Annotated in this window: 21 protein-coding genes; 8 read left to right on the top strand and 13 right to left on the bottom strand. The window is 49.7% G+C overall.

What is annotated here, in order from left to right; translation table 11 throughout:
* Nucleotides 1-91: 91 nt before the first annotated feature.
* Entirely contained in the window at nucleotides 92-775 is a 684-nt protein-coding gene (locus tag OMQ46_RS04635) for a heavy metal response regulator transcription factor (protein WP_266235433.1), read from the top strand.
* A complete protein-coding gene (locus OMQ46_RS04630; RefSeq protein ID WP_266235435.1) occupies nucleotides 747-2,126 on the top strand; it encodes a heavy metal sensor histidine kinase in 1,380 nt (459 codons plus the stop codon). The genes OMQ46_RS04635 and OMQ46_RS04630 overlap by 29 nt, the downstream gene beginning before the upstream one ends.
* Here the strand turns inward: OMQ46_RS04630 and OMQ46_RS04625 are convergent.
* Both OMQ46_RS04625 and OMQ46_RS04620 read right to left on the bottom strand, forming a co-directional pair.
* Complete coding sequence (locus tag OMQ46_RS04625; RefSeq protein WP_323135145.1) at nucleotides 2,098-3,213, bottom strand: YbfB/YjiJ family MFS transporter; 1,116 nt, start codon at nucleotides 3,211-3,213, stop codon at nucleotides 2,098-2,100. The two genes, OMQ46_RS04630 and OMQ46_RS04625, sit on opposite strands and share 29 nt — an antisense overlap.
* 139 nt (nucleotides 3,214-3,352) lie before the next feature.
* Complete coding sequence (locus OMQ46_RS04620; RefSeq protein ID WP_266235436.1) at nucleotides 3,353-4,414, bottom strand: HPP family protein; 1,062 nt, start codon at nucleotides 4,412-4,414, stop codon at nucleotides 3,353-3,355.
* A gap of 142 nt (nucleotides 4,415-4,556) precedes the next feature.
* Here OMQ46_RS04620 and OMQ46_RS04615 point away from each other — a divergent pair, with 142 nt between their 5' ends.
* Together OMQ46_RS04615 and OMQ46_RS04610 are read left to right on the top strand one after the other, a co-directional pair.
* Nucleotides 4,557-5,516, top strand: coding sequence for an ABC transporter substrate-binding protein (locus tag OMQ46_RS04615; protein ID WP_266235438.1), 960 nt, complete (start codon nucleotides 4,557-4,559; stop codon nucleotides 5,514-5,516).
* Nucleotides 5,513-9,049, top strand: coding sequence for an EAL domain-containing protein (locus OMQ46_RS04610; RefSeq protein ID WP_266235440.1), 3,537 nt, complete (start codon nucleotides 5,513-5,515; stop codon nucleotides 9,047-9,049). Before OMQ46_RS04615 ends, OMQ46_RS04610 begins: the two co-directional genes overlap by 4 nt.
* Here the strand turns inward: OMQ46_RS04610 and OMQ46_RS04605 are convergent.
* Complete coding sequence (locus tag OMQ46_RS04605) at nucleotides 9,046-9,504, bottom strand: hypothetical protein (RefSeq protein WP_266235441.1); 459 nt, start codon at nucleotides 9,502-9,504, stop codon at nucleotides 9,046-9,048. The genes OMQ46_RS04610 and OMQ46_RS04605 overlap by 4 nt on opposite strands.
* A 287-nt stretch (nucleotides 9,505-9,791) precedes the next feature.
* Here OMQ46_RS04605 and dacB point away from each other — a divergent pair, with 287 nt between their 5' ends.
* Nucleotides 9,792-11,189 carry a D-alanyl-D-alanine carboxypeptidase/D-alanyl-D-alanine-endopeptidase gene (gene dacB / locus OMQ46_RS04600; protein WP_266235443.1) on the top strand — a complete coding sequence of 466 codons (1,398 nt, stop codon included), beginning with the start codon at nucleotides 9,792-9,794 and terminating at the stop codon, nucleotides 11,187-11,189.
* A 91-nt stretch (nucleotides 11,190-11,280) separates the two neighbouring features.
* The gene (ettA, locus tag OMQ46_RS04595) at nucleotides 11,281-12,939 is read left to right on the top strand and encodes an energy-dependent translational throttle protein EttA (RefSeq protein ID WP_266235445.1); all 1,659 of its coding nucleotides are present in this window, start codon (nucleotides 11,281-11,283) and stop codon (nucleotides 12,937-12,939) included.
* 121 nt (nucleotides 12,940-13,060) lie between these two features.
* On the opposite strand, the gene OMQ46_RS04590 is transcribed toward ettA, so the two are convergent.
* Nucleotides 13,061-14,767, bottom strand: coding sequence for an NADPH-dependent assimilatory sulfite reductase hemoprotein subunit (locus tag OMQ46_RS04590; RefSeq protein ID WP_266235447.1), 1,707 nt, complete (start codon nucleotides 14,765-14,767; stop codon nucleotides 13,061-13,063).
* A 36-nt stretch (nucleotides 14,768-14,803) separates the two neighbouring features.
* On the bottom strand, nucleotides 14,804-16,603 hold the full coding sequence (locus OMQ46_RS04585) for an assimilatory sulfite reductase (NADPH) flavoprotein subunit (protein WP_266235449.1): 1,800 nt from the start codon (nucleotides 16,601-16,603) through the stop codon (nucleotides 14,804-14,806).
* Between the two features lie 324 nt (nucleotides 16,604-16,927).
* Here OMQ46_RS04585 and OMQ46_RS04580 point away from each other — a divergent pair, with 324 nt between their 5' ends.
* Nucleotides 16,928-18,604, top strand: coding sequence for a putative bifunctional diguanylate cyclase/phosphodiesterase (locus tag OMQ46_RS04580; protein WP_266235450.1), 1,677 nt, complete (start codon nucleotides 16,928-16,930; stop codon nucleotides 18,602-18,604).
* Nucleotides 18,605-18,611: 7 nt separating this feature from the next.
* Here OMQ46_RS04580 and OMQ46_RS04575 read toward each other — a convergent pair whose 3' ends face one another.
* Together OMQ46_RS04575 and OMQ46_RS04570 are read right to left on the bottom strand one after the other, a co-directional pair.
* On the bottom strand, nucleotides 18,612-18,737 hold the full coding sequence (locus tag OMQ46_RS04575) for a hypothetical protein (protein ID WP_266235452.1): 126 nt from the start codon (nucleotides 18,735-18,737) through the stop codon (nucleotides 18,612-18,614).
* Nucleotides 18,738-19,131: 394 nt separating this feature from the next.
* Nucleotides 19,132-19,443 carry a hypothetical protein gene (locus OMQ46_RS04570; RefSeq protein ID WP_266235453.1) on the bottom strand — a complete coding sequence of 104 codons (312 nt, stop codon included), beginning with the start codon at nucleotides 19,441-19,443 and terminating at the stop codon, nucleotides 19,132-19,134.
* A 95-nt stretch (nucleotides 19,444-19,538) separates the two neighbouring features.
* On the opposite strand from OMQ46_RS04570, the gene OMQ46_RS04565 reads away from it, so the two are divergent.
* Nucleotides 19,539-19,907 carry a sirohydrochlorin chelatase gene (locus tag OMQ46_RS04565; RefSeq protein WP_266235455.1) on the top strand — a complete coding sequence of 123 codons (369 nt, stop codon included), beginning with the start codon at nucleotides 19,539-19,541 and terminating at the stop codon, nucleotides 19,905-19,907.
* Here OMQ46_RS04565 and OMQ46_RS04560 read toward each other — a convergent pair.
* From OMQ46_RS04560 to tmk, 6 genes are all read right to left on the bottom strand, one after another.
* The gene (locus OMQ46_RS04560) at nucleotides 19,894-20,262 is read right to left on the bottom strand and encodes a hypothetical protein (protein WP_266235456.1); all 369 of its coding nucleotides are present in this window, start codon (nucleotides 20,260-20,262) and stop codon (nucleotides 19,894-19,896) included. The genes OMQ46_RS04565 and OMQ46_RS04560 overlap by 14 nt on opposite strands.
* A gap of 64 nt (nucleotides 20,263-20,326) precedes the next feature.
* Nucleotides 20,327-20,953, bottom strand: coding sequence for an arylesterase (locus OMQ46_RS04555; RefSeq protein ID WP_266235458.1), 627 nt, complete (start codon nucleotides 20,951-20,953; stop codon nucleotides 20,327-20,329).
* A gap of 2 nt (nucleotides 20,954-20,955) precedes the next feature.
* Nucleotides 20,956-21,729, bottom strand: a complete 774-nt coding sequence (locus OMQ46_RS04550) for a TatD family hydrolase (RefSeq protein WP_266235460.1) — start codon at nucleotides 21,727-21,729, stop codon at nucleotides 20,956-20,958.
* Between the two features lie 39 nt (nucleotides 21,730-21,768).
* Entirely contained in the window at nucleotides 21,769-22,122 is a 354-nt protein-coding gene (locus OMQ46_RS04545) for a PilZ domain-containing protein (protein ID WP_266235462.1), read from the bottom strand.
* Between the two features lie 5 nt (nucleotides 22,123-22,127).
* Nucleotides 22,128-23,111, bottom strand: coding sequence for a DNA polymerase III subunit delta' (gene holB / locus OMQ46_RS04540; protein WP_266235463.1), 984 nt, complete (start codon nucleotides 23,109-23,111; stop codon nucleotides 22,128-22,130).
* Nucleotides 23,108-23,734, bottom strand: coding sequence for a dTMP kinase (gene tmk / locus OMQ46_RS04535; protein ID WP_266235465.1), 627 nt, complete (start codon nucleotides 23,732-23,734; stop codon nucleotides 23,108-23,110). The genes holB and tmk overlap by 4 nt, the downstream gene beginning before the upstream one ends.
* Between the last annotated feature and the right edge of the window lie 2 nt (nucleotides 23,735-23,736).

Raw genomic sequence — 23,736 nt, 5'->3', positions numbered from 1 at the left:
AGCAAGGTGACGCCAACATGACAAAAATGTCATCTTGGCTTCATCAAGCTGTCAGACTCGCACTGGCAGGCTAACTGGATTTGGAACCTTTATGCGCCTGTTGATCATTGAAGATGACGAGAAAACTGGTCGATATCTGACGCAGGGTCTGACCGAGGCTTCTTTTGTCGTGAGCTGGGTTCGTCATGGCATCGATGGGTTACACGAACAGGCCAGTACCCCTTTTGATTTGGTGATTCTAGACAGAATGCTGCCGGACATGGATGGCTTGCAGGTACTTAAGCAGATACAGGCGCAGGGAACGGCACCGCCCGTGTTGTTACTGACTGCCAAAGCCAGCATCGAGGACCGGGTTACCGGGCTGGAAGCCGGTGCTGATGATTACCTGGTGAAACCCTTTGCTTTTGCCGAACTGCTTGCCCGTATCAGAACATTACTTAGGCGCGGCCAGCAGCCGATTGCAGAGTCAGTTTTGACACTCGCTGATCTGGAAATCGATCTAATCGGACGCCGGGTCTATCGCGGCGGTCAACAAATCCGGCTCACCGTCAAAGAATTTGCCTTGCTGGAATTGCTGGTCAGGCATCAGGGCCAGGTCCTGCCCCGCTCCATGATTGCCTCCATGGTGTGGGATATTAACTTTGACAGTGACACCAATGTCATTGATGTGGCAATTCGTCGCTTACGTTCCAAGGTCGATGAAGGCTATGAACTGAAATTAATTCATACTGTTCGGGGCATGGGCTATGTCTGTGATGCAACAAGCCAGGACTAAATTCAAATCCTTATCGCTGGCTGCCAGACAAACCCTGTTGTTTGCGTTGATTATGTTGATTGTAATCAGCGGTCTGGGCGTGTTTGTTGAAACGGCTATTCGCCACCATTTCAAAGTCGGTGACAATGCCGAGTTAGAGGCGATTATCAAGCGGGTTGAAATCACCCTGGAACAGGGAGGTGACAATCTGCCTCAGCGTTTCGAAGATATTCTTATTGGGCATCATCATCCTCTTCTGCTGGTAAGTGAGGCTAAGGGGCACAGGGTTTACCTGAGTGATCCGGACGCTGCTGAGTTATTGCGCTGGCAGGCTGAGGTCGCGGAGCAGCCCGTCACGCTGGAAACGGCGGATAAACGACATTATCGGCTTCGCTATCAAGGTTTTGAAACCACAAGCGGACAGTCATTTCACATTACTGCAGCCATCGCGATTGATTACCACCTCAGCTTCCTACAGCAGTTCAATCAGAGTCTGTGGCTGATTCTGTTAGCCGCGATTGTCATGTCCACCGTGCTGGGCTGGTTGGCGATTCGCTATTCATTACGACCGCTCTCGGCCATCGTGAAAAAGATTCGTAATCTGTCCGTATCGCAATTGAATGATCCGCTCGACACCAACCAGGTCCCCAGAGAACTGGCTCAGCTATCAAACTCTCTGAATGCCATGATGAGACGCATTGATGACGCTTTTCAGCATCTGGCCGATTATTCCTCAGATATCGCTCATGAACTGCGGACACCGGTGACTTCCTTAATGACCCAGACTCAGGTGGCGCTGAGTGCTGACAGAAGGTCCGATGAATATCGTGAGGTGCTCTATTCCAGCATGGAAGAGTTACAGCGCATGAGTCAGATGATCGCCGATATGCTGTTTCTGGCACAGACTGACAACACTCAGCAATTACCAGATATTGAGACAATTAATCTGAGCAATGAAATCAATAACTTATTAGAGTTTTATTCCATTCTGGCTGAAGATAAGGCAATGAATCTGTCTGCTGGGGGCGAGGCGACGCTGCAGGCTAACCGTTTGATGATAAGACGCGCTGTCGGCAATCTGCTCACCAATGCTATTCGTCACAGTCCCAAGGGAAGTTGGGTCAAACTGCACATGGCGTCTTTGCCGGACGAAGTGCAAATCACAGTATCAAATGCAGGCGGGCCGATACCAGAATCGGACAGAGACAAATTGTTTGACCGCTTCTATCGTTCCCGGGGTACGGAGAACAAAGGCACGGGCTTGGGACTGGCACTGGTCAAATCGATTGTTACGGCACATGGTGGCAGCATCTCGCTGGAATCTGACGAGGAGCAGACCTGCTTTACACTGCATTTTCCCCGTCGCGACTAATGCGGTGAATCTGCCATAAACATGCAATACCGACCGCCATGCAGGCTGCAGCCAGCCACAGCGCTCCGCTATAACTACCGGTCAGTGTTGCGATATAACCGGCAATCGCCGGTGCGGTAATCTGCGCGATGCCATAGCTGATGGTCAGTTTCGCCATCGCCTTAGCCGGGTTATGGGGAAACTTATGACCGATGAATACCAGCATCAGGCTGACAACACCGGCAAATGTCCCGCCGAACAGTATCGCCCCCAGTACATTGAGCCAGAGGCTGTTAGTCAGGGCCGGAATAATGATCGATATCAGCAGAATGCTGTAACTCGCGATTAAAGCGCTGGTCTCCCCCAGACGGTGGGAAATTTTGTCCCAGACCACACAGGACGGTACCGCGGTCAGGCCCAGGATTACCCAGATCCAGTCTCCCCAGCCCGCCAGCGCCGGCATATGTTCAAGAATCGCTACAATAAAGGTGGCGCTGACTACGTAGCCGACACCGGCACAGAAATACGCCGCAATCATCAGATTCATCCAGCTTCTGGATGGTGGTTTGAACTGGCTGTCATGCTGCTCAGCTTGTTTGACCGGCGCTGGCATCCAACGCCAGGCTGGTATAAAAAACACCAGACCGAATATACCCATCACAACCCATTGCAGCGCCCAGTCAAGGTGATGGTTCATCCAGACAATGGCCATGCCCGGAATCGCTATACCCAGCCCCAGACCGGAGAAGTGCAGGCCCAGATTACCTCGGAACTGATGACGTTTCAGCCAACTCATCACAAATCCCGCTGCGAGAATGATGCCGGCGGTGCTGGATAAGCCGGCAATCAGCCTGAACAGGCTCCATAAAACCACATGGGTAGTCATGCCCATAGCGATGGTGCTGAGCACAGCCAGGATCAAATTGAGCCTGTAGAGTTTGAATTTAAGCTCCAGATCACTGATCCAGGCAATCAGGATGACACCGAGCAGATAACCACTGTAATTAAAAGTAGCCAGCCAACCACCGGCCAGGGTCGACAGCCCTGCCTGTTCCAGCATTAATGGCAGAAACGGTGTATAGGTAAACCGCGCAATGCCAACGGTCAGAATCAGGGCACTGATACCGGCGATAATGACTTTTCGTCTGCTTAAATCTGGAGAATTAATGTTCAGGCTCTTTCAGGTCAGGTTTTTGTGCTCATCATAGCGACTGTCGTCGTTGAAATAAAAGACAGGATGACAACAGTCAGCTGATCTGTTCAGGCTTATCCGCTTTTACCCATAAGCCCCGGGTTTCCACCACTTCGTAGCGAGCCCACTGGCGGAAGGTTTCGCGTTCACAGTAACCGGTTTCATACAAGTTTTGTCCGGCCACTGTTTTATAGATGACTTTGTCCTTTCCCGGGGATTGATTGTCAGCCTCATCGATGACTTGGCGGACGCCCCACAGATTACCGATATTACCGTTGCTGTAATAGTGGCCTCGCTTAATCTCATCAGGGTGATTCACACTGTATTGTGCATGCTGCCTGGCCTGCTCCAGCAGTTCAGTCAATCCTTCCTCAGTAATATCAACGAAGGAGTCCAGTTTATGGATCGCCGCATTGAAATCCTCCGTGGTAAGGACATAATCCGATGTCGATAATTGACCAGTGTTTTCAGTCAGATGCCGTGTGTTGATATGGGCCGGATAGCGCCGCCAGGGAAAGAAAAAATTAAAGCTCATCGCAATGCCCAGTATGACGATGACATTAAGCAGTAGCGGATAAAACAGAAACTGATAACCCATATCAACAACTTCACTGCCACCTATTAGAGTTGTCAGGGCGCTGGCGCCACCCGGGGGATGGATGCAGCGTAAATAGTACATCACCCCCACTGCCACCCCGACAGCAATGCCCGCGGTAACAAAGCTAGATGGCAACCACCGTTGACAAGTTATACCGATAAAAGCGGCAGTCATATGGCCGCCAAAAACCGGCCAGGGCTGCGATAATGCCCCATGTGGCACAGCAAATAACAACACCGCCGAAGCCCCCATTGAGCTGATAATCAGCAAGCTTCCTGTAGCGCCGATATCCGTCTGTGTAATCAACCACATTGAAAACAGCACTGTCATCGCAATACCGGTCCCGGCGCCGAAAGCCGAAATCACTTTTTCAGTATGACTGGTCTGGTTGCGTTCAATGCCAAGCCATTGGGCCACGGCGTCTCGATTGGTTTTGAAGCGCATCAACTCACTCAGATTGCACAATAATGGTGCGTTATCATAACGATCCAGACCCGGTATTACCATATAAACAGGCAAAATAAATACCTATTCATTGTCACAGCTATTTCTTTTGTCGCTTTGGCTGAATTCTTGCTGCATTTTGTGCTGGATCAATGCAATAATTTTTTACTGATGCCAAACTATTAGTCAGCTAATTTTTTTATCTTCACAACGAGGAATGACTCTGAACCCTGTTTACCGCTTTCTGCGAGTTTTGTTTTTATTCGTTTTATCCGCTTTTATCACGGCCTGCAGTGACAAGGAATCAGCGCTGCGGGTTGCTACACATGTCTGGCCTGGCTACGAGTTCCTCTATTTGGGCCAACAACTGGGTTACATACCCCAAGAGCATGTGACTTTAGTCGATACCGGTTCTGCGACTCAATCAATTGAAAAGTTAAAACAAAACCAGGCCGACGCTGCCACCTTAACGCTGGATGAAGTGTTAGTTGCAAGGAATCAGGGGCTTGATTTAACCATTATTCTCATCATGGATATTTCTGTGGGGGCTGATCAATTGATAGCCAGGATGAACATTGATTCTCTGGCGCAACTTAAAGGGAAAACCATCGCGCTGGAAGAGACGGCGGTGGGCAGACTGCTATTTGCAAAAGCCACTGAAAGTGCAGGCATAAAAACGGATGCATTCACCCTCTTACCTGCCACCATTGATCAGCATGTTGATTTGTGGCGGGAAGGAAATGTGGATGCAATTGTGACCTATGAGCCGGCAGCCAGCCAGATACTACGCCAGGGAGGCCGTGTTCTTTTCGACAGCAGTCAAGTTCCGGACACCATTGTCGATGTATTAGCTGTAAGATCCGATCTGGTTGAGGAGCAGTCGGCCATGCTTCATCTTTTGGTGTCCGGTTTTTTCAAGGCCCAGAAACACTTTCTTACCAATCCTCAGGATGCCTCGTATCGAATGTCCAGCAGGCTTGATGTTCCCAGCGGTGAAGTGATGTATCTCTATCAGGGTTTGGGATTACCCAACATCGAACACAATAAAAAATTGCTATCACCAGACAACCCTCAGCTGACTCAGGTCGCTGAGAATATATTACGACTGGGGTTATTTCCTTATCATCAGGATGCAAAGCGGACCCAACAACTTTTTAGTGACGAATTCCTGCCATGACTAAAGAGCGTTTGAGCGTCGCTCTCTTATTTTTATTATTATGGCTGCCCGGTCTGAGTCAGGCAGCAGAAACCTTTCATCTCGGTATTTTTGCCTATCGCCCCGTCGAGGTTATTGAACAACGCTGGCAATACCTTGAGTCCTATCTCGAAGAACAGGTCGCTGATGCTGACTTTGTACTGCATATTCTGGAGTTGGATGAGCTGGAACAAGGGGTTCAGCAAAACCGCTTTGATTTTGTTTTTACTAACCCCCGTCACTTCATCCAGATGCGGACCAAATACCCATTATCAGGCGCTCTTGGTACCCTCGTCAGGTTGGAAAACGGTCACCCGGTTTCGGCGCTGGGTGGTGTGATTTTTAGTCTGAAAGATAGTGCTGAAATAAAAACGCTGGCAGATGTTAAGGCGCACACCATTGCCGCCCCCGGTGATGGTTTTCTGGGCGGTTATCAGGCGCCACTGTATGAACTACATCAGGCCGGCATCAATATCAATGCGCTTGATTTAGTCTTTACCGGATCGCCTCACGACAGAGTGTTGCAGGCATTACGTGATGGCGAGGCGGATGTGGGTTTTGTCAGAACCAGTGCATTGGAACAGATGGCGGCCGAAGGATTACTGTCGCTGGATGAAATTAATATCATCAATCGTCAAGCACTGTCAGACTACCCGTTCGTGACCAGCACCCGTCTGTTTCCTGAGTGGCCCTTTATCGCACTGCCGAAAGTACGGGAGTCGACTGCCCGACGTGTAGCTTCGGCTATTCTGGCGCTGGAGCCCAGCCACCCGGTCAGTCAGCAAATCGGTATTTCCGGCTTTACTGTGCCTGCCGATTATCTGCCGGTGGAACTATCCATGCGAGAGTTGGGGTTGCCACCATTTGATGTCGAAGCCGATGTCAGCCTGGTGCAGATCTGGCATCAGCATCATGAGCTTATTATCGCGCTGGTTGTCGCATCCAGCCTGATTCTGCTGTTGTTACTGGTCATTGCCAGGCAGAACTACTCGCTCAGGATCAGTGAAACTAAGGTGACTCAATATCTGAAAGAAATTGAAAAACGTCACCAGTTTCTCCGCAGTACTTTCACAGCGATTCCCGACCTGGTCTGGATTAAGGACCCGACTGGTATTTATTTAGACTGCAACAGTCGCTATGAGCGCTTTATGGGCAAAACCCGGGAGGATATTCTGGGACAGACCGACCACGCGCATATGCCTGCTTCACAGGCCAGTCAGATTGAGCTTGATGATCAACAGGTATTGCAACTCCGCATGCCCAGTATTGAGGAAGAAAAGTATTGCTTTAAATCCGATGGTCATGAAGAAGTGCTCGAAATCATCAAAACCCCGATACTCGATGCCAGCAACGATATTATCGGTATGCTGGGCATTGGTCGTGACATTACCAGCCGTAAGCGTGCTGAAGAAGCACTGCGCCTTTCACGCGAGGTGTTTGAGAACATTCTGGAAGGCATCATGGTGACGGATCGGGAAGGCCTGATCGTTGACGTCAACCCGGCTTTTAACAAAATCACCGGTTATGAACGTCATGATGTACTGGGACAGAGTCCTTCAATACTGAACTCAGGACGTCAGTCTCAGACTTTCTATGAAGAAATGTGGCAACAACTGCAAACGGTGGGATTCTGGAAAGGTGAGGTTTGGAACCGGAATAAAAATGGGGAAATCTATGCAGAGCAGCTTTCTATCTCTTCCCTGAAAGACAAACATGGCAAGATTGAATTTTTCGTCGGGATATTCTCTGATATTACCCGTAGTAAGGAACAACAAGAACAATTGAGCATGATGGCACATTACGATGTGCTTACCTCTCTGCCTAACCGCGCGCTGTTTGCTGATCGCTTCAACCAGGCGATCCTGCATAGTAAGCGGAATCAGACATTACTGGCTGTCTGCTTTATTGATTTGGATAACTTTAAACCGGTTAACGATAACTATGGTCATGAAACCGGGGATCAGTTGCTGGTCGAAGTGGCCCAAAGACTGCTGGACAGTGTGCGGGGAGAAGATACAGTATCCCGCCTGGGCGGTGATGAGTTTGCCCTGTTACTGAATGATATCAACTCTGAAAAAGAGTGTATGCGGACCCTGGATCGCATTCTTCACAACCTGGAAATGCCCTTCCTGATCAACGGTTACTCGCACTATATTTCCGCATCGATTGGCACGACGCTGTATCCACGTGATGATGAGGATGTCGACACCCTGCTCCGTCATGCCGACCAGGCCATGTATCAGGCAAAAATCGCCGGCAAACATCGTTACAATGTGTTTGATAGTTATCACGACAAAGTCGTTAGCGAAAAACAGCTGGTTCAGGATCAGGTTAAAAAAGCGCTCTATGCTGATGAATTAACCTTGTTTTACCAGCCTAAAATTATTATGGGAACAGGTGAAGTTTATGGTGTCGAAGCCCTGCTACGCTGGCAACATCCGGAACAAGGCCTGATCCCGCCACTCAGTTTTCTGCCACAAATCTCCAATACTGAGCTGGAAGTCGAAGTCGGTGAGTGGGTGATCAACCAGGCGATCCGTCAACTGCATGAATGGTCTAAGCAGGATATCGAGCTGGAGATCAGCGTTAATATCGCCTCTCACCATCTGCAGCAATCCTCCTTTGTCTCCAGACTCGCATACGCGCTCAATGAGTACCCGGATCTTAACCCTCAGCAACTGCAGCTGGAAGTATTGGAAAGCAGTGTGCTCGCTGATCTGAAGAAAATTCGTGAAACGATTGATGCTTGTCGCAACAGACTGGGCGTCAGCGTCGCTTTGGATGATTTTGGTACCGGCTATTCGTCACTGACCCATTTACGCTCTTTCTCTGCCGATACAGTCAAGATTGATAAAAGCTTTATTCAGGATATGCTCGATGATCCCAATGATTATGTGATCGTGGATGGTGTCATTGGCCTGGCCGAGTCTTTCAGCCGCAAGGTAATCGCTGAAGGCGTCGAGTCCAGAGAACACGGTCTTATGCTGCTGGCCATGGGCTGCCATCTTGCACAGGGCTTTGGTATTGCCCGCCCCATGCCGGCCGGAGACTTTTCTTCCTGGCTGAAACGATACCGGCCTGAACAAAGCTGGCTCAATTATGCTGCCAAACCCCGGTCACTGGCCGATAACAAATCCACTTTACTGAGCTTGACGTTCAAACAATGGCACGCCCGCTTTTTAGCCAGAATCAATGCTGCCGCGGATTCGAGTCTGGAGTGGCCAATCATGAACACAAGCCGATGCCACTCTGGGGTGTGGATTGAAGCCGGACAGAAAGAGCAGTTATTCAAAGCCAGTCACCTGTCGGAGCTGAGCCTGGCACATGATGCATACCATGCTAATGCCCGTGAAATTTATGCTTTATATCAGCGTGCTGAGCATGCGAGAGCCCAGCATGGGGTTAGCAGTCTTAATCAGGCCTACGAAAGAATGTTGTCTGCCATTGTCGCCTGTCAGGCTGAAGAACTGAATGCCGATAAAATCGTCGCCAGTTACTCAAGAGGCTACCTCTAGGGTTTCTGCTTGCCTTCCAGCCGCCGCTCGATCGAGGCCACCTTCTCGTAGGCCTGAGACTCATTATGGATATTTTCAACCAGACCGCGGTGAATGGCGACCGATACCGCTTCCTGATTATTGAAGCGAGCACCATCCTTGAAAATCAAGTCAACCAGTTCACGTGCCGGCATATCCAGATAAGCAGCAAGATTCTGAGTTTCCTTGGAAAAGAACTTCAACACCTCTGGATGAGTGTGTTTGACCGTAAGAATCGCCAGATTATCAATCAGTACCAGTTCGTAACGGGTTTTTTCTGAGAGACCGTTATCCTGCACAAAGCGCAGACTGGTCAGACCGGTCAGCTCGTAGAAGGCATTCTGAACTTTAACTGAAGGTGCCTGCCTGTCAGCAACCAGGACTTTGAGCCATTTCAGACGATGCCGGGCGAGGATGATGATGCTCTTTTCCAACAAAATTCGCTACCTCCCTCAAGTGTTTGTCTTGAGTATTAGAGCTGGGATCCATTGTAAAGTTTGTTGACGCCTGGTGGATAGTCTCGTGGTATTGCGCACAGAGTCGCTTCCAGATTTATCCTCAGACAACGCAAATCAGGCTAAGCAATTGATCCGGTATCCGTTCTGATTTGCTCCTCATTAAGCCACTTTACATTCCCACCTAATACTAGGAGACTCTGGCGGATAATGCCTAAGCCCATGAGGGCGGTCCTGATGATTTTGTTCAACGTTTTGCAAACCGGATTATGTTGAAATACACCTATTTTCTCTTCGCCCTGTTTTTTTCATGCTTTGCCAATGCCCAAACTCCTGCTTCAGGTCCGGGGAAATATCTCGCTGAATTACCGGCCGGTGCCGAGGCCAGTCTGCTGGTTGCTGATGCAAACACCGGTCAAACCCTATTCAGCCATGATGCCGAAACGCTGAGACCGCCCGCCAGTGTACAGAAAGTCATTACCGCCCTTGCCGCGCGCCTGCAACTGGGCAAGGAGTTTCGCTTTCACACCGATATCGAAGTCAAAGACAATGATGTTATTTTCCGTTTCAGTGGCGACCCGTCATTGCGACGCGATGACATTCGTCGCCTGGTGGCGTCATTGAAACGCGAGACGTCGATTATCCGGGGGAATGTCTATCTCAACGGCGCTGCCTTCGACGATTTTGAACTGGCAGACGGTCTGCCCTGGGACAATTTGGGTATCTGTTACAGCGCCCCTTCCAGCAGTATTTCACTGGATAATAACTGCGCGGTCGCCAAGATGCTGTTCACTGATGAAAACAAGACCCAGATCGACTTTCAGATTTCGCGCGATGCCCCCATTAATATCATTAACAAACTCGACCTGACTGATGGTCTGGAAAAGCGCTACTGCAAATTCAGATTAATGGCCGACAATACCAATCAGTACACGCTGGGCGGCTGTCTCGGCCGTCATGAAATACCCCGCTTTCTCAGCTTTGCGGTTCAGAACACCGAGCTTTACGCTGCTGAAATGATCCGCCGCGAACTCAAACACGCTGGCATTGAGTTACAGGGTAATGTCATCCGCAATGACCGAGCTTCAGGACGCATTATTGCCCGCCATGAATCAGAAGCGTTACCGGTACTGCTGGATGAAATGCTCAAGGACTCCGATAATCTGATTGCCGACAATCTCCTGAAAGCCGTGGGCCGTAGTTACTATCAGGAGCCCGGTAGCTTTGATAACGGTGTTTCGGCTACTAAAGCGGTACTCAAAGATAAAGCCGGTATTGATTTAGCCAGCGCGGCGCTGGCCGATGGCTCTGGCCTGTCTCGCAATAACCGGATGTCCGCCTCTCAGATCATGTCGGTATTGCAATATATTCATGCTCATCCTGAGCTCGAACTTTGGCAAGCCATGGCTGAAGCCGGTAAAAGTGGCACGCTGCGTTACCGCTACAGCCTGCGTGGTGACACGTTCAAAGGCAAAGTGAAAGGCAAAACCGGCACACTCTATGGCACTTTTAATATTGCCGGCATGATGACCACGGCTACCGGCACACCCCTGCTGTTCGTTCAGATAGTCACCAACTATCATCACCCGGATTACCACCGTCATGAAAAGCGGGAAATCAGAAACTTCGAGAAAAAGTTTTATCAGTCACTGTATTCGATGAAATAAGCCGTTTCTCCGGCGTCCGGGATTCGCAATCCTGTCGCCGGAGATGTAAAATTCAGCGCTTCTGGCAATTCAGGAATTTTGGAATTTAAACATGGCGCAATACGTTTACAGTATGAATCGCGTTGGCAAAGTCGTTCCGCCGAAACGCGAAATTCTCAAAGATATTTCCCTCTCATTCTTTCCCGGTGCCAAGATTGGTGTGCTGGGTCTCAACGGTGCCGGTAAATCCACATTACTGAAAATCATGGCCGGCCTGGATCAGGACTATATTGGTGAAGCCAGACCCATGCCCGGCATTAATGTCGGTTACCTGCCGCAGGAACCGGAACTGGACGACAACAAAACCGTTCTGGAAGTTGTCGAGGAAGCGGTTTCTGATGTCAAAGAGGCACTGGCTGAACTCGATGCCGTATATGCCGCCTATGCAGAACCGGATGCCGATTTCGATGAGCTGGCTAAAAAACAGGCCAATCTCGAGAATCTGATTCAGGCCAAAGATGGCCATAACCTGGAAAACGCGCTGGAGCGTGCGGCCGATGCCCTGCGTCTGCCACCCTGGGATGCCAAAGTCGGCACCTTGTCCGGTGGTGAGCGCCGCCGTGTCGCTTTATGCCGCCTGCTGCTGGATCATCCTGACATGCTGCTGCTGGATGAGCCCACCAACCACCTGGACGCCGAATCGATTGCCTGGATTGAGCGTTTCCTGCAGGAATACCCGGGTACCGTGGTCGCTATTACCCATGATCGCTACTTCCTTGATAATGCCGCTGGCTGGATCCTGGAGCTGGATCGTGGTCGTGGTATTCCTTATGAAGGCAACTACTCTTCATGGCTGGAACAGAAAGAAAAACGTCTGGAACAGGAAGCCAAGGAAGAAGCCTCACATCGCAAGGCGATTGAAGCCGAGCTGGAATGGGTCCGTCAGGGCGCCAAAGGTCGTCAGGCCAAATCCAAAGCCCGTCTGAAACAATTCGAAGAAATGAACTCTCGCGAATTTCAGAAGCGAAACGAGACCCAGGAAATCTATATTCCACCCGGCCCACGCCTGGGTGACAAGGTCATTGAACTGCACAATGTGACCAAATCCTACGGTGAAAAACTGCTGTTTGAAAACCTGAACTTCTCGATTCCAGCGGGTGCCATCGTCGGTATCGTCGGTCCCAACGGTGCCGGTAAGTCAACCCTGTTCCGGATGATTGCCGGTGAAGAGCAACCCGATAGCGGTGAAATCGAGATTGGCAGTACTGTTAAACTGGCTTATGTGAATCAATCACGCGAGCTGGATGGCAAGAAAACCGTGTTCGAGGAAATCTCTGACGGTGCCGATATGATTACTGTCGGCAACTATCAGACTCCGTCACGCGCCTATTGCGGCCGTTTTAACTTCAAAGGCTCGGATCAACAGAAATACGTGAAAGATCTGTCCGGTGGTGAACGTAACCGTTTGCACATGGCCAAGCTGCTGAAAGAAGGTGGCAACGTTTTGCTGCTCGACGAACCGACCAATGATCTGGACATCGAAACGCTGAGGGCCTTGGAAGAAGCGCTGCTCGCCTTCCCGGGTTCAGCCGTGGTGATTTCGCATGATCGCTGGTTCCTTGACCGGATTTGTACCCACATCATCGCCTACGAAGGCGAGTCCAATGTGGTCTTCTTCGAAGGCAACTACAGTGACTATGCCGAAGACTACTTCAAACGTTTCGGTAAGGATCACCAGCCGGAGCGGATTAAATACCGTCGTATCAGCTGATAAAGCATAAACTCATCCGCAGATGACGCAGATGGACACAGATTTTTGATCGCAGCTTTTAGAGCCTTAGCTGTCCTCCTGAATCTGTGAAAATCTGCGAAATCAGCGGATAAATGTTTGTCTACTTCTGGTTGATAAGCGGTTCATGCATCATCTGCGGGGTCCGCTCTTCACCGACAATGCCCTGACGCACCAGAAAATCACCGAAATATTCATTCTCATGTCGCTCGGCAGCAAATTGCTCAATCATCGGTTTCAGCGTATCGAGTATCGTTTTCTCATCTACATTTTCTAAATACAGTCGGTTCAGCCGCTGGCCACTGAAATCAGCCCCCAAATAGAGGTTATATTTACCCATCGCCTTACCCGTCAGGCCGATTTCACCCAGGTACGGCCGGGCACAACCATTGGGGCAGCCGGTCATCCGAATATTGATCAACTGATCCGGCAGACCGGCATCGACCACGATCTTTTCCAGCTTCTCGATAAACTCCGGTAGATATCGCTCGGCTTCAGCCATGGCAAGACCACAGGTCGGTAATGCAACACAGGCCATCGCATTCAAACGCAAGGCTGAACCCTGACTACCATCATCGAGCTGATATTTTGTAACGATGGCTTCAATCTCTTTGCGTTGCTCCGGACTGATATCGGCAATCATCAGGTTCTGATTACAGGTGACACGAAACTCACCCTGAAGCATTTTCGCAATCTCCCTCAAGCCGGTCCGGGTTAACTGTTTTTCAGTATCGGCAACGCGACCACCGGGTATGAATAAAGTCAGGTGAGACTGACCGTTTTCAGCTTCAGTCCAGCCGAACTTATCGCCATTTTCTTCTAGCTCGAATTCCCTGACCGCCTCCAGCGGCTGACCGTGATACTCGGCGAACTTGTCTTTAAACCAGTCCAGCCCGTTATCATCAATCGTGTATTTAAAACGGGCATGAGCACGATTGCTGCGGTCACCGAAATCACGCTGGATAGCGGCGATGGCTTCACAGGCCTTCACTGCCTGATCAGCAGGCACAAAGCCGACTACTGAAGCCAGCCGCGGATAAGTGGCTGGTTCGCCATATGACATACCGAAACCACCACCGACAGCAATGTTAAAGCCCTGCAACTGACCATTATCGACAATCGCAATCAGACCGATATCGTTGGCAAGCACATCACAATCATTACGGGGCGGTACCGCAATCGCGATTTTAAACTTACGCGGCAGATAGACATCGCCATAAAACGGTTCTTCCGGTTCACCGCTCTGAAAGACCTTGTCCTCACCCAACCAGATTTCGCCATAGGCACCTGACTGCCAGCAGAGATGTTCGCTGATATCCTGTGCAATCTGGTACACCTCGGCATGCACCGATGACTGCTGCGGGTTGATACTGGTGACGACATTACGGTTTACATCACCGCAGGCGCCTTTGCTGTCCAGCAGCAGCTGATTGATCTGCTGCATAAAAGATTTCAGATCTTTTTTCAGGATTTCGTGAAATTGAAAGGTCTGCCGTGTCGTCAGACGCAAAGTGCCGTTGGAGCAGTCATCGGCGATCGCATCCAGGCCCAGCCATTGCTGCGGACTCAACACCCCACCCGGCAGGCGCAGACGCACCATAAAGGAATACAGCGGCTCCAGTTTCTGATGACGGCGTTCATCACGCAGATCCCGATGATCCTGCATATAACTGCCGTGGAATTTAAGCAGTTTATTATCATCATCGGAGATGGCCCCTGTTGCCATATCGGCAAGGCCCTCTTCAATATGACCACGCAAAAATTGACTGTTGAGTTTAAGCAGCTCTGCTTCGGGTAACTTATCGTTCATAATCACCTAAAAGGGTTTTAAGGTCTGCGTATCGCATTAATAGACATCGCGCTGGTAACGCTTGTCTCTGGTAAGCTGTCGCAGATAGTCGCTGGCTTCATCACGGGTTTTTCCACCCTGCTGGCTGATGATGTCCAGTAAGGCTTCATTCACGTCCGGTGCCATGTTGTCGGCATCACCGCAGACATAAATGTGCGCCCCTTCCTGCAGCCAGTTCCAGATATCAACCGCATTCTGTCTGAGACGGTGTTGCACATAAACTTTCTCAGCCTGATCACGTGAGAAAGCGACATCAAGACGCGTCAGCAAGCCGGATTTACGCCAGGCCAGCCATTCGACCTGGTAGAGAAAATCACTTAAAAAGTGCTGATCACCGAAAAACAGCCAGTTTCTTCCTGTCGCATCACGTTCCTCACGTTCCTGCATAAAGCTGCGAAATGGCGCAACACCGGTACCGGGACCAATCATAATGATGGGCGTATTGTCATCATCCGGCAGTTTGAAGTTTTTATTGCTGTCTATGTAGACTGGGACCTTACTGTCTTCTGTCAGTCTATCAGCCAGCCAGGTTGAGGCCACACCACTACGCTCACGTTCATGTGCCGAATAGCGCACTGCAGCCACAGTAATATGGACTTCATCCTCGACCGCGGCCTGGCTGGATGCAATCGAATACATTCTGGGCGGCAGCTTGCGGAGTAGGTTTACAAAAGTAGTCGCATCCAGGTTCTTGATCGGATAAGCCTGGATCAGGTCGAGCACATCTCTGCCCTGCAGCCATTCATTTAATGCAGCTTTATCAGCGACCAGTGAATTAAGTGCATCAGAGCCAGCCAATTCGGCCCACTGTTCCAGCATCGGCCGGGTCAGAACCGTAATCTCGCGTTGATACAGCAACAACTCGCTCAGTTTTTGTTGCTCTGTGTCGTTATCAATCAAAGTTTCAGGGTCAAAGCCAAGTGTTTCAATCACAGCCGCTACCAAAGCAGGATCATTCTGGGCATACACGCCCAGTGCGTCACCAGGCTGATATTGCAGGCCCGAACCGTCCAGAGACAATTCCAGATGCAAGACCTCTTTGCTGGAGCCGCGTCCACTCAGAACCTGCTTTTCCAATACCTCGGCTGGAAACGGATTTTTACGGTCATACGTAGTTTTGGCTGCTGTTTGAGCAGGTAGATTAAAACTCGGCGTGTTGCTAATAGCAGCGGTCGCTGACAAGGCCTCAATCAGCTCGTTAATCCAGGCATCAGCAGCTTCGTCATAATCCACGTCACAATCCACCCGTGGCACAATCGCCGTCGCTCCCAGAGCAGTGAGTCTGGCATCAAAATCCTTGCCGGTCTGGCAAAAAAATTCATAGCTGGAGTCACCCAGCGACAGAACGCTGTACTGCAGCTGCTTTAATTCCGGCGCCTTGCGGCTGTGTAAGAACTCATACAGATCAAGCGCATTATCCGGTGGATCGCCCTCCCCATGCGTAGAAGAGAGAATGGCAAGATATTCTTCATTTTTCAGCTGTTTGGGCTTGTACTCGGCCATATCCACCACCTTGGCTTCAATACCGCCTGCCAGTGCCTTCTCAGCCAGCAAATTGGCGACATCTTCAGTATTGCCGGTCTGCGAGCCATACAGAATAGTCAGTGCCACTGAACTGGGCTGCTGAGCATCAGGCACGGAAACAGCTTGTCCCTGCATTGCCTCCTGTGCAGCACGAAAGCCTGACAGGTAGCCAGACAGCCATTCGACCTGCCAGCTTTCCAGATCCTGCAGTAGATTATTGAGTTGCGCTAACTGCTCGTCAGTCAATGGCGCATTATCCAACCTGATATTCATTCCTGATTCGTCTCAAAAGTTGATGTCTATGTTGAGAAAATACCAAAATCACTTATAAATATAAAATATATATTATCTCTTTGTATATTTTAAAATTAAATATAGCTGTTTTGACAGCGCTTTCTTTTCTACTTTTTGTCCACCCATAACAATCTAAATGTTGTGAATGCGGCGTGATGCTTCTTCTGCCCATGCGTTGAAACCGTTATATAAAAAATTGCTTTTTCAGACTTCGCGGGTTATACAAATTTAACGTGTTAGGGATGGCGCGCCGTTTTGGGCTGCCAAATACAGAGTGGTTATTAACAGGGAGTAGATTGGGCGATGCACACCGTAAGTGTTTTTCAGTGGTTTAACCGCCACAAGCAGGTGATCAACTATTCTGCTGCACCGATGCTGGTATTGTTGACGATTGCTGTCGGTTTACTTGTCTACTACACCGGCGGTATTAAATATGTCTATTCCCATTCTATGTATGTTCCTATCGTGCTGTCCGGTATGATTTACGGCGTGACTGGGGGCGTGACTATTGCCTTGATTGGTGGTCTGATTCTTGGACCCAATATGCCGTTGGATATCGTCACCGGTGAAATGCAGCCCACGGTTAACTGGCTCTATCGAACGGGTTTTTTTGTTCTCCTCGGTTCTTTGAGTGGTGCCGTCAGCGCCACTGTACGAAACTACATTCGACACCTGCACTGGGTCTCACGTCATGACGTGGCAACACAATTACCTAACAGGCTGGCGCTGATGGATGACCTTAGCTTGATACCTCGTCGTAAACGTTCGGCTGTTCAAAACAGAATATTGCTCGTGCTGTCAGTCAATAGCACAGTAGAGCTCAAAGCGGCTTTTGGGCATGAGGTGATAGAAAGCATCATCACGCAGACAGCGCATCGTTTCAATCATATTCTGATTAATCGAGGACAGGTATACCGTGCCGATACTGAAGAAGTTAGCGCGTTGATTGAACTCATAGACATACAGGATATGAATGAAATTTTGCTGGATTTAAATCGTACATCACGTCTGCCTTACCAGTTTGAAGGCATACCGGTACATGTCGATTCCCGAATGGGCTATGTCACTATCACTGATGTTCATAGCAATCCGGGACTCTATCTACAACAAGCGGAGGCTGCGCTTAGTGCAGCCAATGACTCATTACTGGAATTTGTAGAATATCAACCCTCTATCAAACTGGCTACCAGAGAGAACGTGTCCTTGCTGGGCGAGTTAATGAGAGCGATTGAACAGAATCAGCTCAAACTCCATTATCAGCCAAAAATCGATATCCACTCCGGCAAGCTCCTTGGTGTAGAAGCACTACTTCGCTGGACTCACCCAAGCCGCGGTAATATTCCACCAGGCACTTTTATTCCCTGCGCTGAAAGAAGTAGCTTAATTCACCCGCTCACCGAATTTGTTCTCACTCAAACGATGCATACCGCGCTCCACTTCCAGGAGCAATCCATCTCCGTACCTATCGCAGTCAATATCTCTGCCCATAACCTCTGTCAGCCTGATTTCGCCGAGAATATATTTAAACTACTGGCTGAGTTCGGCCTTGAAGGTACAGTGCTGGAATTGGAATTGACCGAAAGTGCGCTTATCAAAGATATGAACCACACGATTCACGAGCTTACTAAGCTTGCTGACGCCGGCATTCAGATTGCGGTCGATGATTTTGGTACGGGATATTCCTCTCTGCAATACCTCCATCGTTTGCCGATAACTCACTTGAAAATTGATCAGTCATTTGTGAGGCGTTTGCCCCGAGGCCAGGATGCCATACATATCATCGAGGCTGCTGTCAGCCTTGCCCACAAGATCGACCTGACAACAATTGCCGAGGGCGTTGAAAATGCTGCCGTAATGCAATTCCTTGGCGATATTGGCTGTGATATGGCACAAGGCTTTTATATTTCCAGGCCGGTGCCGGAGAACGATTTCATCGACTGGTACAAGCAGCATCAGGGAGCAATCAACTGGCAACACTAAGCCAAAATTATTTTTTCAGCTGAGTGAATTTTTTGCCTTTGCATTTGTCTTTAATATTGCTGCTTGCCAAAGCAGCATCTTTATCCTTGCTATATCTTGGTTGACTTTGGATGGCACCTTTCGTGCCATCCATTTTTTTAAACCTGACTATGAAAGCGTCTCAAAAAGCCCGCCTCAAACTTCGCTGTCCCATCTCTCTGGGGAGAAACCATCAAATTACAGTACCTGATGGCTGGTTCGATCTGGTTTACGGGATGTGCGCGAGTATTGAAGACGTAGTTCAGCAAGTCAATCTGAAACGCCGGCAACGCATGTTTCTCCCGCGTATACTTTTCATCGAGGAGCATATGGGCAAACTGACTTGCGAGGTGATTAACCGCAACAGGGATATCAGCGAGATTATCAAGAAAGCTCAGATGCGTTCAGTACAGCTGTGTATGTATTGTGGCGAAGAAGCCCATCAGTTTCGAAGAGGCGGGCACCTCATCACTTGTTGCCATCGGCATCGCTCTCAATTTTCTCTCTAATCAGGGTTTATTACGCATACAACTGTCGTAGACCTGGGTTTCCACTTGATCTTCGTTAAGTGAATCATCAAAGTTAAAAGCTAGGTTTATTGCCAAATCTACGATGCGGAAAAAATCACTGTTAATAAATTCAGGTGGCGTGCTCTGCTGCATGTCCGCTTTAGACTTTCCTTCCAGCCGCTGAGCGTAATAATCGCCGGTCAATGAGGCAATCATAGCGCATTGTTTATGTTCATCCTGCGCCATGACGGATGAAGAGAAAAAACCCGTCATAAACAGCGCCATCCACATCCAGGTCAATTTGCTAAGCATGAGATTTCCCCGTTTTTTTCACGTATCGTTCGCAACTAGACTGCGATAATGTCCATTAATATCCGAGCTAAATTTAAATGACTGAAGGAAACAAGATGAAAGCCCTACTTATTGTCGCTCACGGTAGCCGCAGGCAAGCTTCAAATCAGGAAGTATTCGCCCTGGCAGAACAATTGCGTTCCAGTCAGCAGCCAGAGTTTGATTTGGTGGAGGCCGCTTTTCTGGAACTCGCCGACCCATCGATCCCAGATGGCGTCGCCCATTGCATCAGCGAGGGTGCAAATGAAGTGATCGTGTTCCCCTATTTCCTCAATTCAGGTCGACATGTCACTGAGGATATACCGGGTATTCTCGATGAAGTACGCACCCGGCATCCCTCTGTCTGCATTGTTCTCAGTCAGCACATTGGCGCATCTCCCGCCATGCCCGAACTGGTATTGCAGACCGCGACTAGTCATGCATAAAGCTACCAGAGAACTGATGACCCGGTCGACGCTGATTCAGCTTGGTAATCAGCATCCGGATAGCCTGCTCGTCACCTGAAAACACATAGGGAGCCAGCTCGGCCAAACGGCCTTGAATATAAGGTGATATTTCGGTGTCTTCGACAAACATCTGTGAGCGAATTTCACAGATTTTCCTGATACCGTTGGCAAAGCGTTCTACATCGTGCGCCGGGGTATTGTCCTCACCAAGCACCCAGCCACGGGTCTTCCACTCGTTATAGCAATCGTTAGCAAGCGAGCCAAAGGCAGGTTCCGCACTGAGCGGCATAGTCATTAGCATGGGCATGCTGGCTATCAGGAAAAGATGTCTCATCAGTCGCTGTCTCCGTGTTTCATCAACGGACTCAAACGCAATGACTGAAGTTCCTTATGGAGCGTTACAAGGCGCCTGACTGGCTGAGCAATTGATGAATCCGTTCAGCGAGCAGTCGATAACCGCTGGCATTCGGATGAATGGGGTCGGATTTCAACGTGTTTTCAGATTCAATCTCAACAATGATATTGTCTTCCAGGGGGACCTGCAGCGACTGCGCGACTTCCCGGTAAATTGGTGACGGCTTCAGAAACAAGCCTGGTTTGGGTACGGATAACATCACCACCTCAGCACCCTGCTGACGGATAAGTTGTATCATCTGAGTGAGGTTTTGTTTGAGCTCGACTTCGCTCAGTTTGCGAAGCAGGTCATTGCCACCATGACAGAGCAGAACCAGTTCTGGTTGGTGTTGTGTCAGTAAGGTTTCAATCCTGGCCAGGCCTTCGCGACTGACCTCTCCCGGCACGCCAGCATTAATCACTGTTCGCCCGCTGAGCTCAGCCAATATGGCGGGATAGCTCTCCGTCTGGTGTTCTGCACCGGTTCCATAGGTCAGGCTGTCACCAAAAGCCAGAATAACCGCTTCTTCGGATAGCGTGCGGAGCGATGCCTGGCTACTGTCGCCACAGGCAGCAAGCAAAGACAGGTTGAGGATCAGCAGCCAGCTGGTCAGCAGATGTCTCAGCCGCATGCTTACTGAACCGTAGAAGGGAACAGGCGCTGGAAATTAGCCGTCGTGGTTGCTGCAATGTTTTCGACTGTATCCCCGCGCAACTCGGCCAGAAACTCAGCCACATGTTTGACGAAAACCGGTTTATTGGTTTTACCTCGGTGTGGTACGGGCGCCAGGTAAGGGGAATCTGTTTCGATCAGCATCCGGTCCAGCGGCAACTTCTTAGCCACGTCCTGCAGTTCTCTCGCACTCTTGAAAGTGACAATGCCAGACAGCGAAATATAGAAACCGATGTCCAGAGCGCGTTTGGCGGTTTCCCAGTTTTCAGTGAAGCAGTGAATGATGCCGCCGGCTTTTTCAGCGTCTTCGTTCTCGAGAATACTCATCGTATCTTCGCGCGCTTCACGGGTATGAATAATTAATGGTTTCTGGGTTTTTTTAGCGGCTTCAATATGAACACGGAAACGATCACGCTGCCACTCCAGATCACCTTCACTGCGAAAATAATCAAGGCCGGTCTCGCCAATCGCGATGACTTTGGGGTGAGCAGCCTGTGCCACAAGCTCTTCAACAGTGAATTGTTCCTGCTCATCGACATTAGGATGAATGCCGACACTGGCAGTGACTTGCGGGAAGCTGTCTGCAATCGATTTCACTTCTGCGCAACTGGCTTTATCAATCGCAATACAGAGAATGTGTTCAATACCGTTATCGCTGGCTTCACTCACCATGGCGTCAATACCGCCCGGCTCATCTGCCAGCATGTTGAGGTGACAATGAGAGTCAATATACATAAAAAATTCTTGAAAGCTTGATTGCGTAACGCGTGTGCGTTACATGGTGTAGGTGGCTTTATCGGATTTGAGCTTATCCACCAGATAATTTTCGATTTTACCCCGAACAACGGAAGCGCCCCCGTCGATATCACTGAAATGGACACCAATCCCCGCCGCTTGGTTGCCCTGTGCCCCGCGGGGTGTAATCCAGACAATATTGCCGGCCACGGGAAGCTTTTCAGCCTCATCCATCAGGGTCAACAGGATAAAAACCTCTTCACCGATCTGATAGCTCTTGTTGGTCGGTATAAACAGGCCACCATTTTTCAGAAACGGCATGTAAGAATGATAGAGCATATTCTGATCGGTGATTTTCAGTGACAGAATGCCCTTGCGTGGATTCATTGCCATGGCTGTTACCTTTGGGTTTCCTTGAGCTGATGAAGCTGATCAGCGTGCTGCATAACCGTCACCATAAAATCCTCTATTAACAATATCTTGTTCAGATTATTTTGAGATGATATTAACTTTATTGTGTTGCTGATGCAATCCATGATAGCCCAGTACTGACGCAGGATCACGCCCGGCACCGGCTCATCGCGAATGAGCAGATTGCTGATTTTAGTCTGCATCATCTGCTGAATCTGATACAGCACTGATTTCAAATCGAATTGTTGCCAATCAGCAGCCATTTGCACCGGGTTCGCTTTCGCCTGCATCAGCAGAGCAATGTCGTGAGTCACCTGCCGGCTTTGCTGCAGGCCCGCTTCGCCGGCAGCCATGGCAGCGAGCGGTGCGCCATGACTCACTCTCAACAATGACAACCATTCATCCTCTGAGAACGACATATCCGTGTGCTGCAACCACGCCAGTGCCGCTTCCTTGTCAGGGGTCGGGATAGCCAATGTCTGACAACGGCTTTTTATGGTGATTGGCAGCTGCTGACGGTTTTCCGAGAGCAATATCAGCACAGATTCCGGCTGAGGTTCTTCCAGTAGCTTGAGCAGGCTGTTGAAGGCAGAGATATTCATCTGGTCCGCCGCGCTAATGAGCACCACCTTGCCGCGGGACACCTTGGGCATCAATGTCTGACTCTGTTTCAAATCACGTATTTGATCGACTTTGATCTGTTTGCCGGGCTCTTCGGGACTCACCGCTTTATAATCCGGATGGGAACCGGCAGCCAGAAGCTGACAGCTATGGCAGTGCCCACAGGCATCAAACCCACTGTTGGTCTGGCTGCATAACAAACTGGCTATCAGCCTGTCTGCAAAAGCGCGCTTTCCCACACCGGCAATACCTGAAATCAGCAGTGCATGCGGCATCCTCCCCTGCTGCTGCATCGCCTGCAGATGCTGCCAGGGCTTTTGGTGCCAGCTGTAATCAACATTAGCCATCATGATGACAAAAGGGTCGTTAGGATGGTGGTGAGTTGTGCCTGAATGGCTTCAATATCCTGACTGGCGTCAATCCGTTTGATTCTATCCGGCTCTGTTTCAGCACGTTGCAGATAGCAGTCACGGATTTTTTCGAAGAAAGCCGACTTCTCCTGCTCGAAACGATCTTTCTGCTGTTGACGCTGGATAACCCGGGATTGACCGACCGAGACAGGCAGATCAAATAACAGCGTCAGATCCGTTTGAAGGCCTTGTAATGTCCAGTCAGAGATAGTCTGAATTCGCTTGCGATCTATGCCACGGCCCCCTCCCTGATAGGCAAAGGTCGCGTCAACAAAACGGTCGCATAATACCCAGTCGCCGCGTTCCAGTGCTGGCTTGATTTTCTGATGCAGATGCTCTGCTCTGGCGGCAAACATCAACAGCAATTCGGTATCTTCGCTCATGCCAGACTCGCGCGGGGCCAGCAATAATTCACGAATCTGTTCGCCCAGGTCAGTACCACCAGGCTCACGACTCACGATCACTGTTTTGCCATTTGCTTCCAGAAAGTCACGGATAAAGCTGATTTGAGTGGATTTACCTGCGCCCTCAATACCTTCAACACTGATGAATTTTCCGTTCATGA

This window comes from Methylophaga sp. OBS1 (assembly GCF_026319365.1).
Note: the sequence above shows the minus strand (reverse complement) of the source record. Positions and strands in the feature narration are given on the sequence as shown.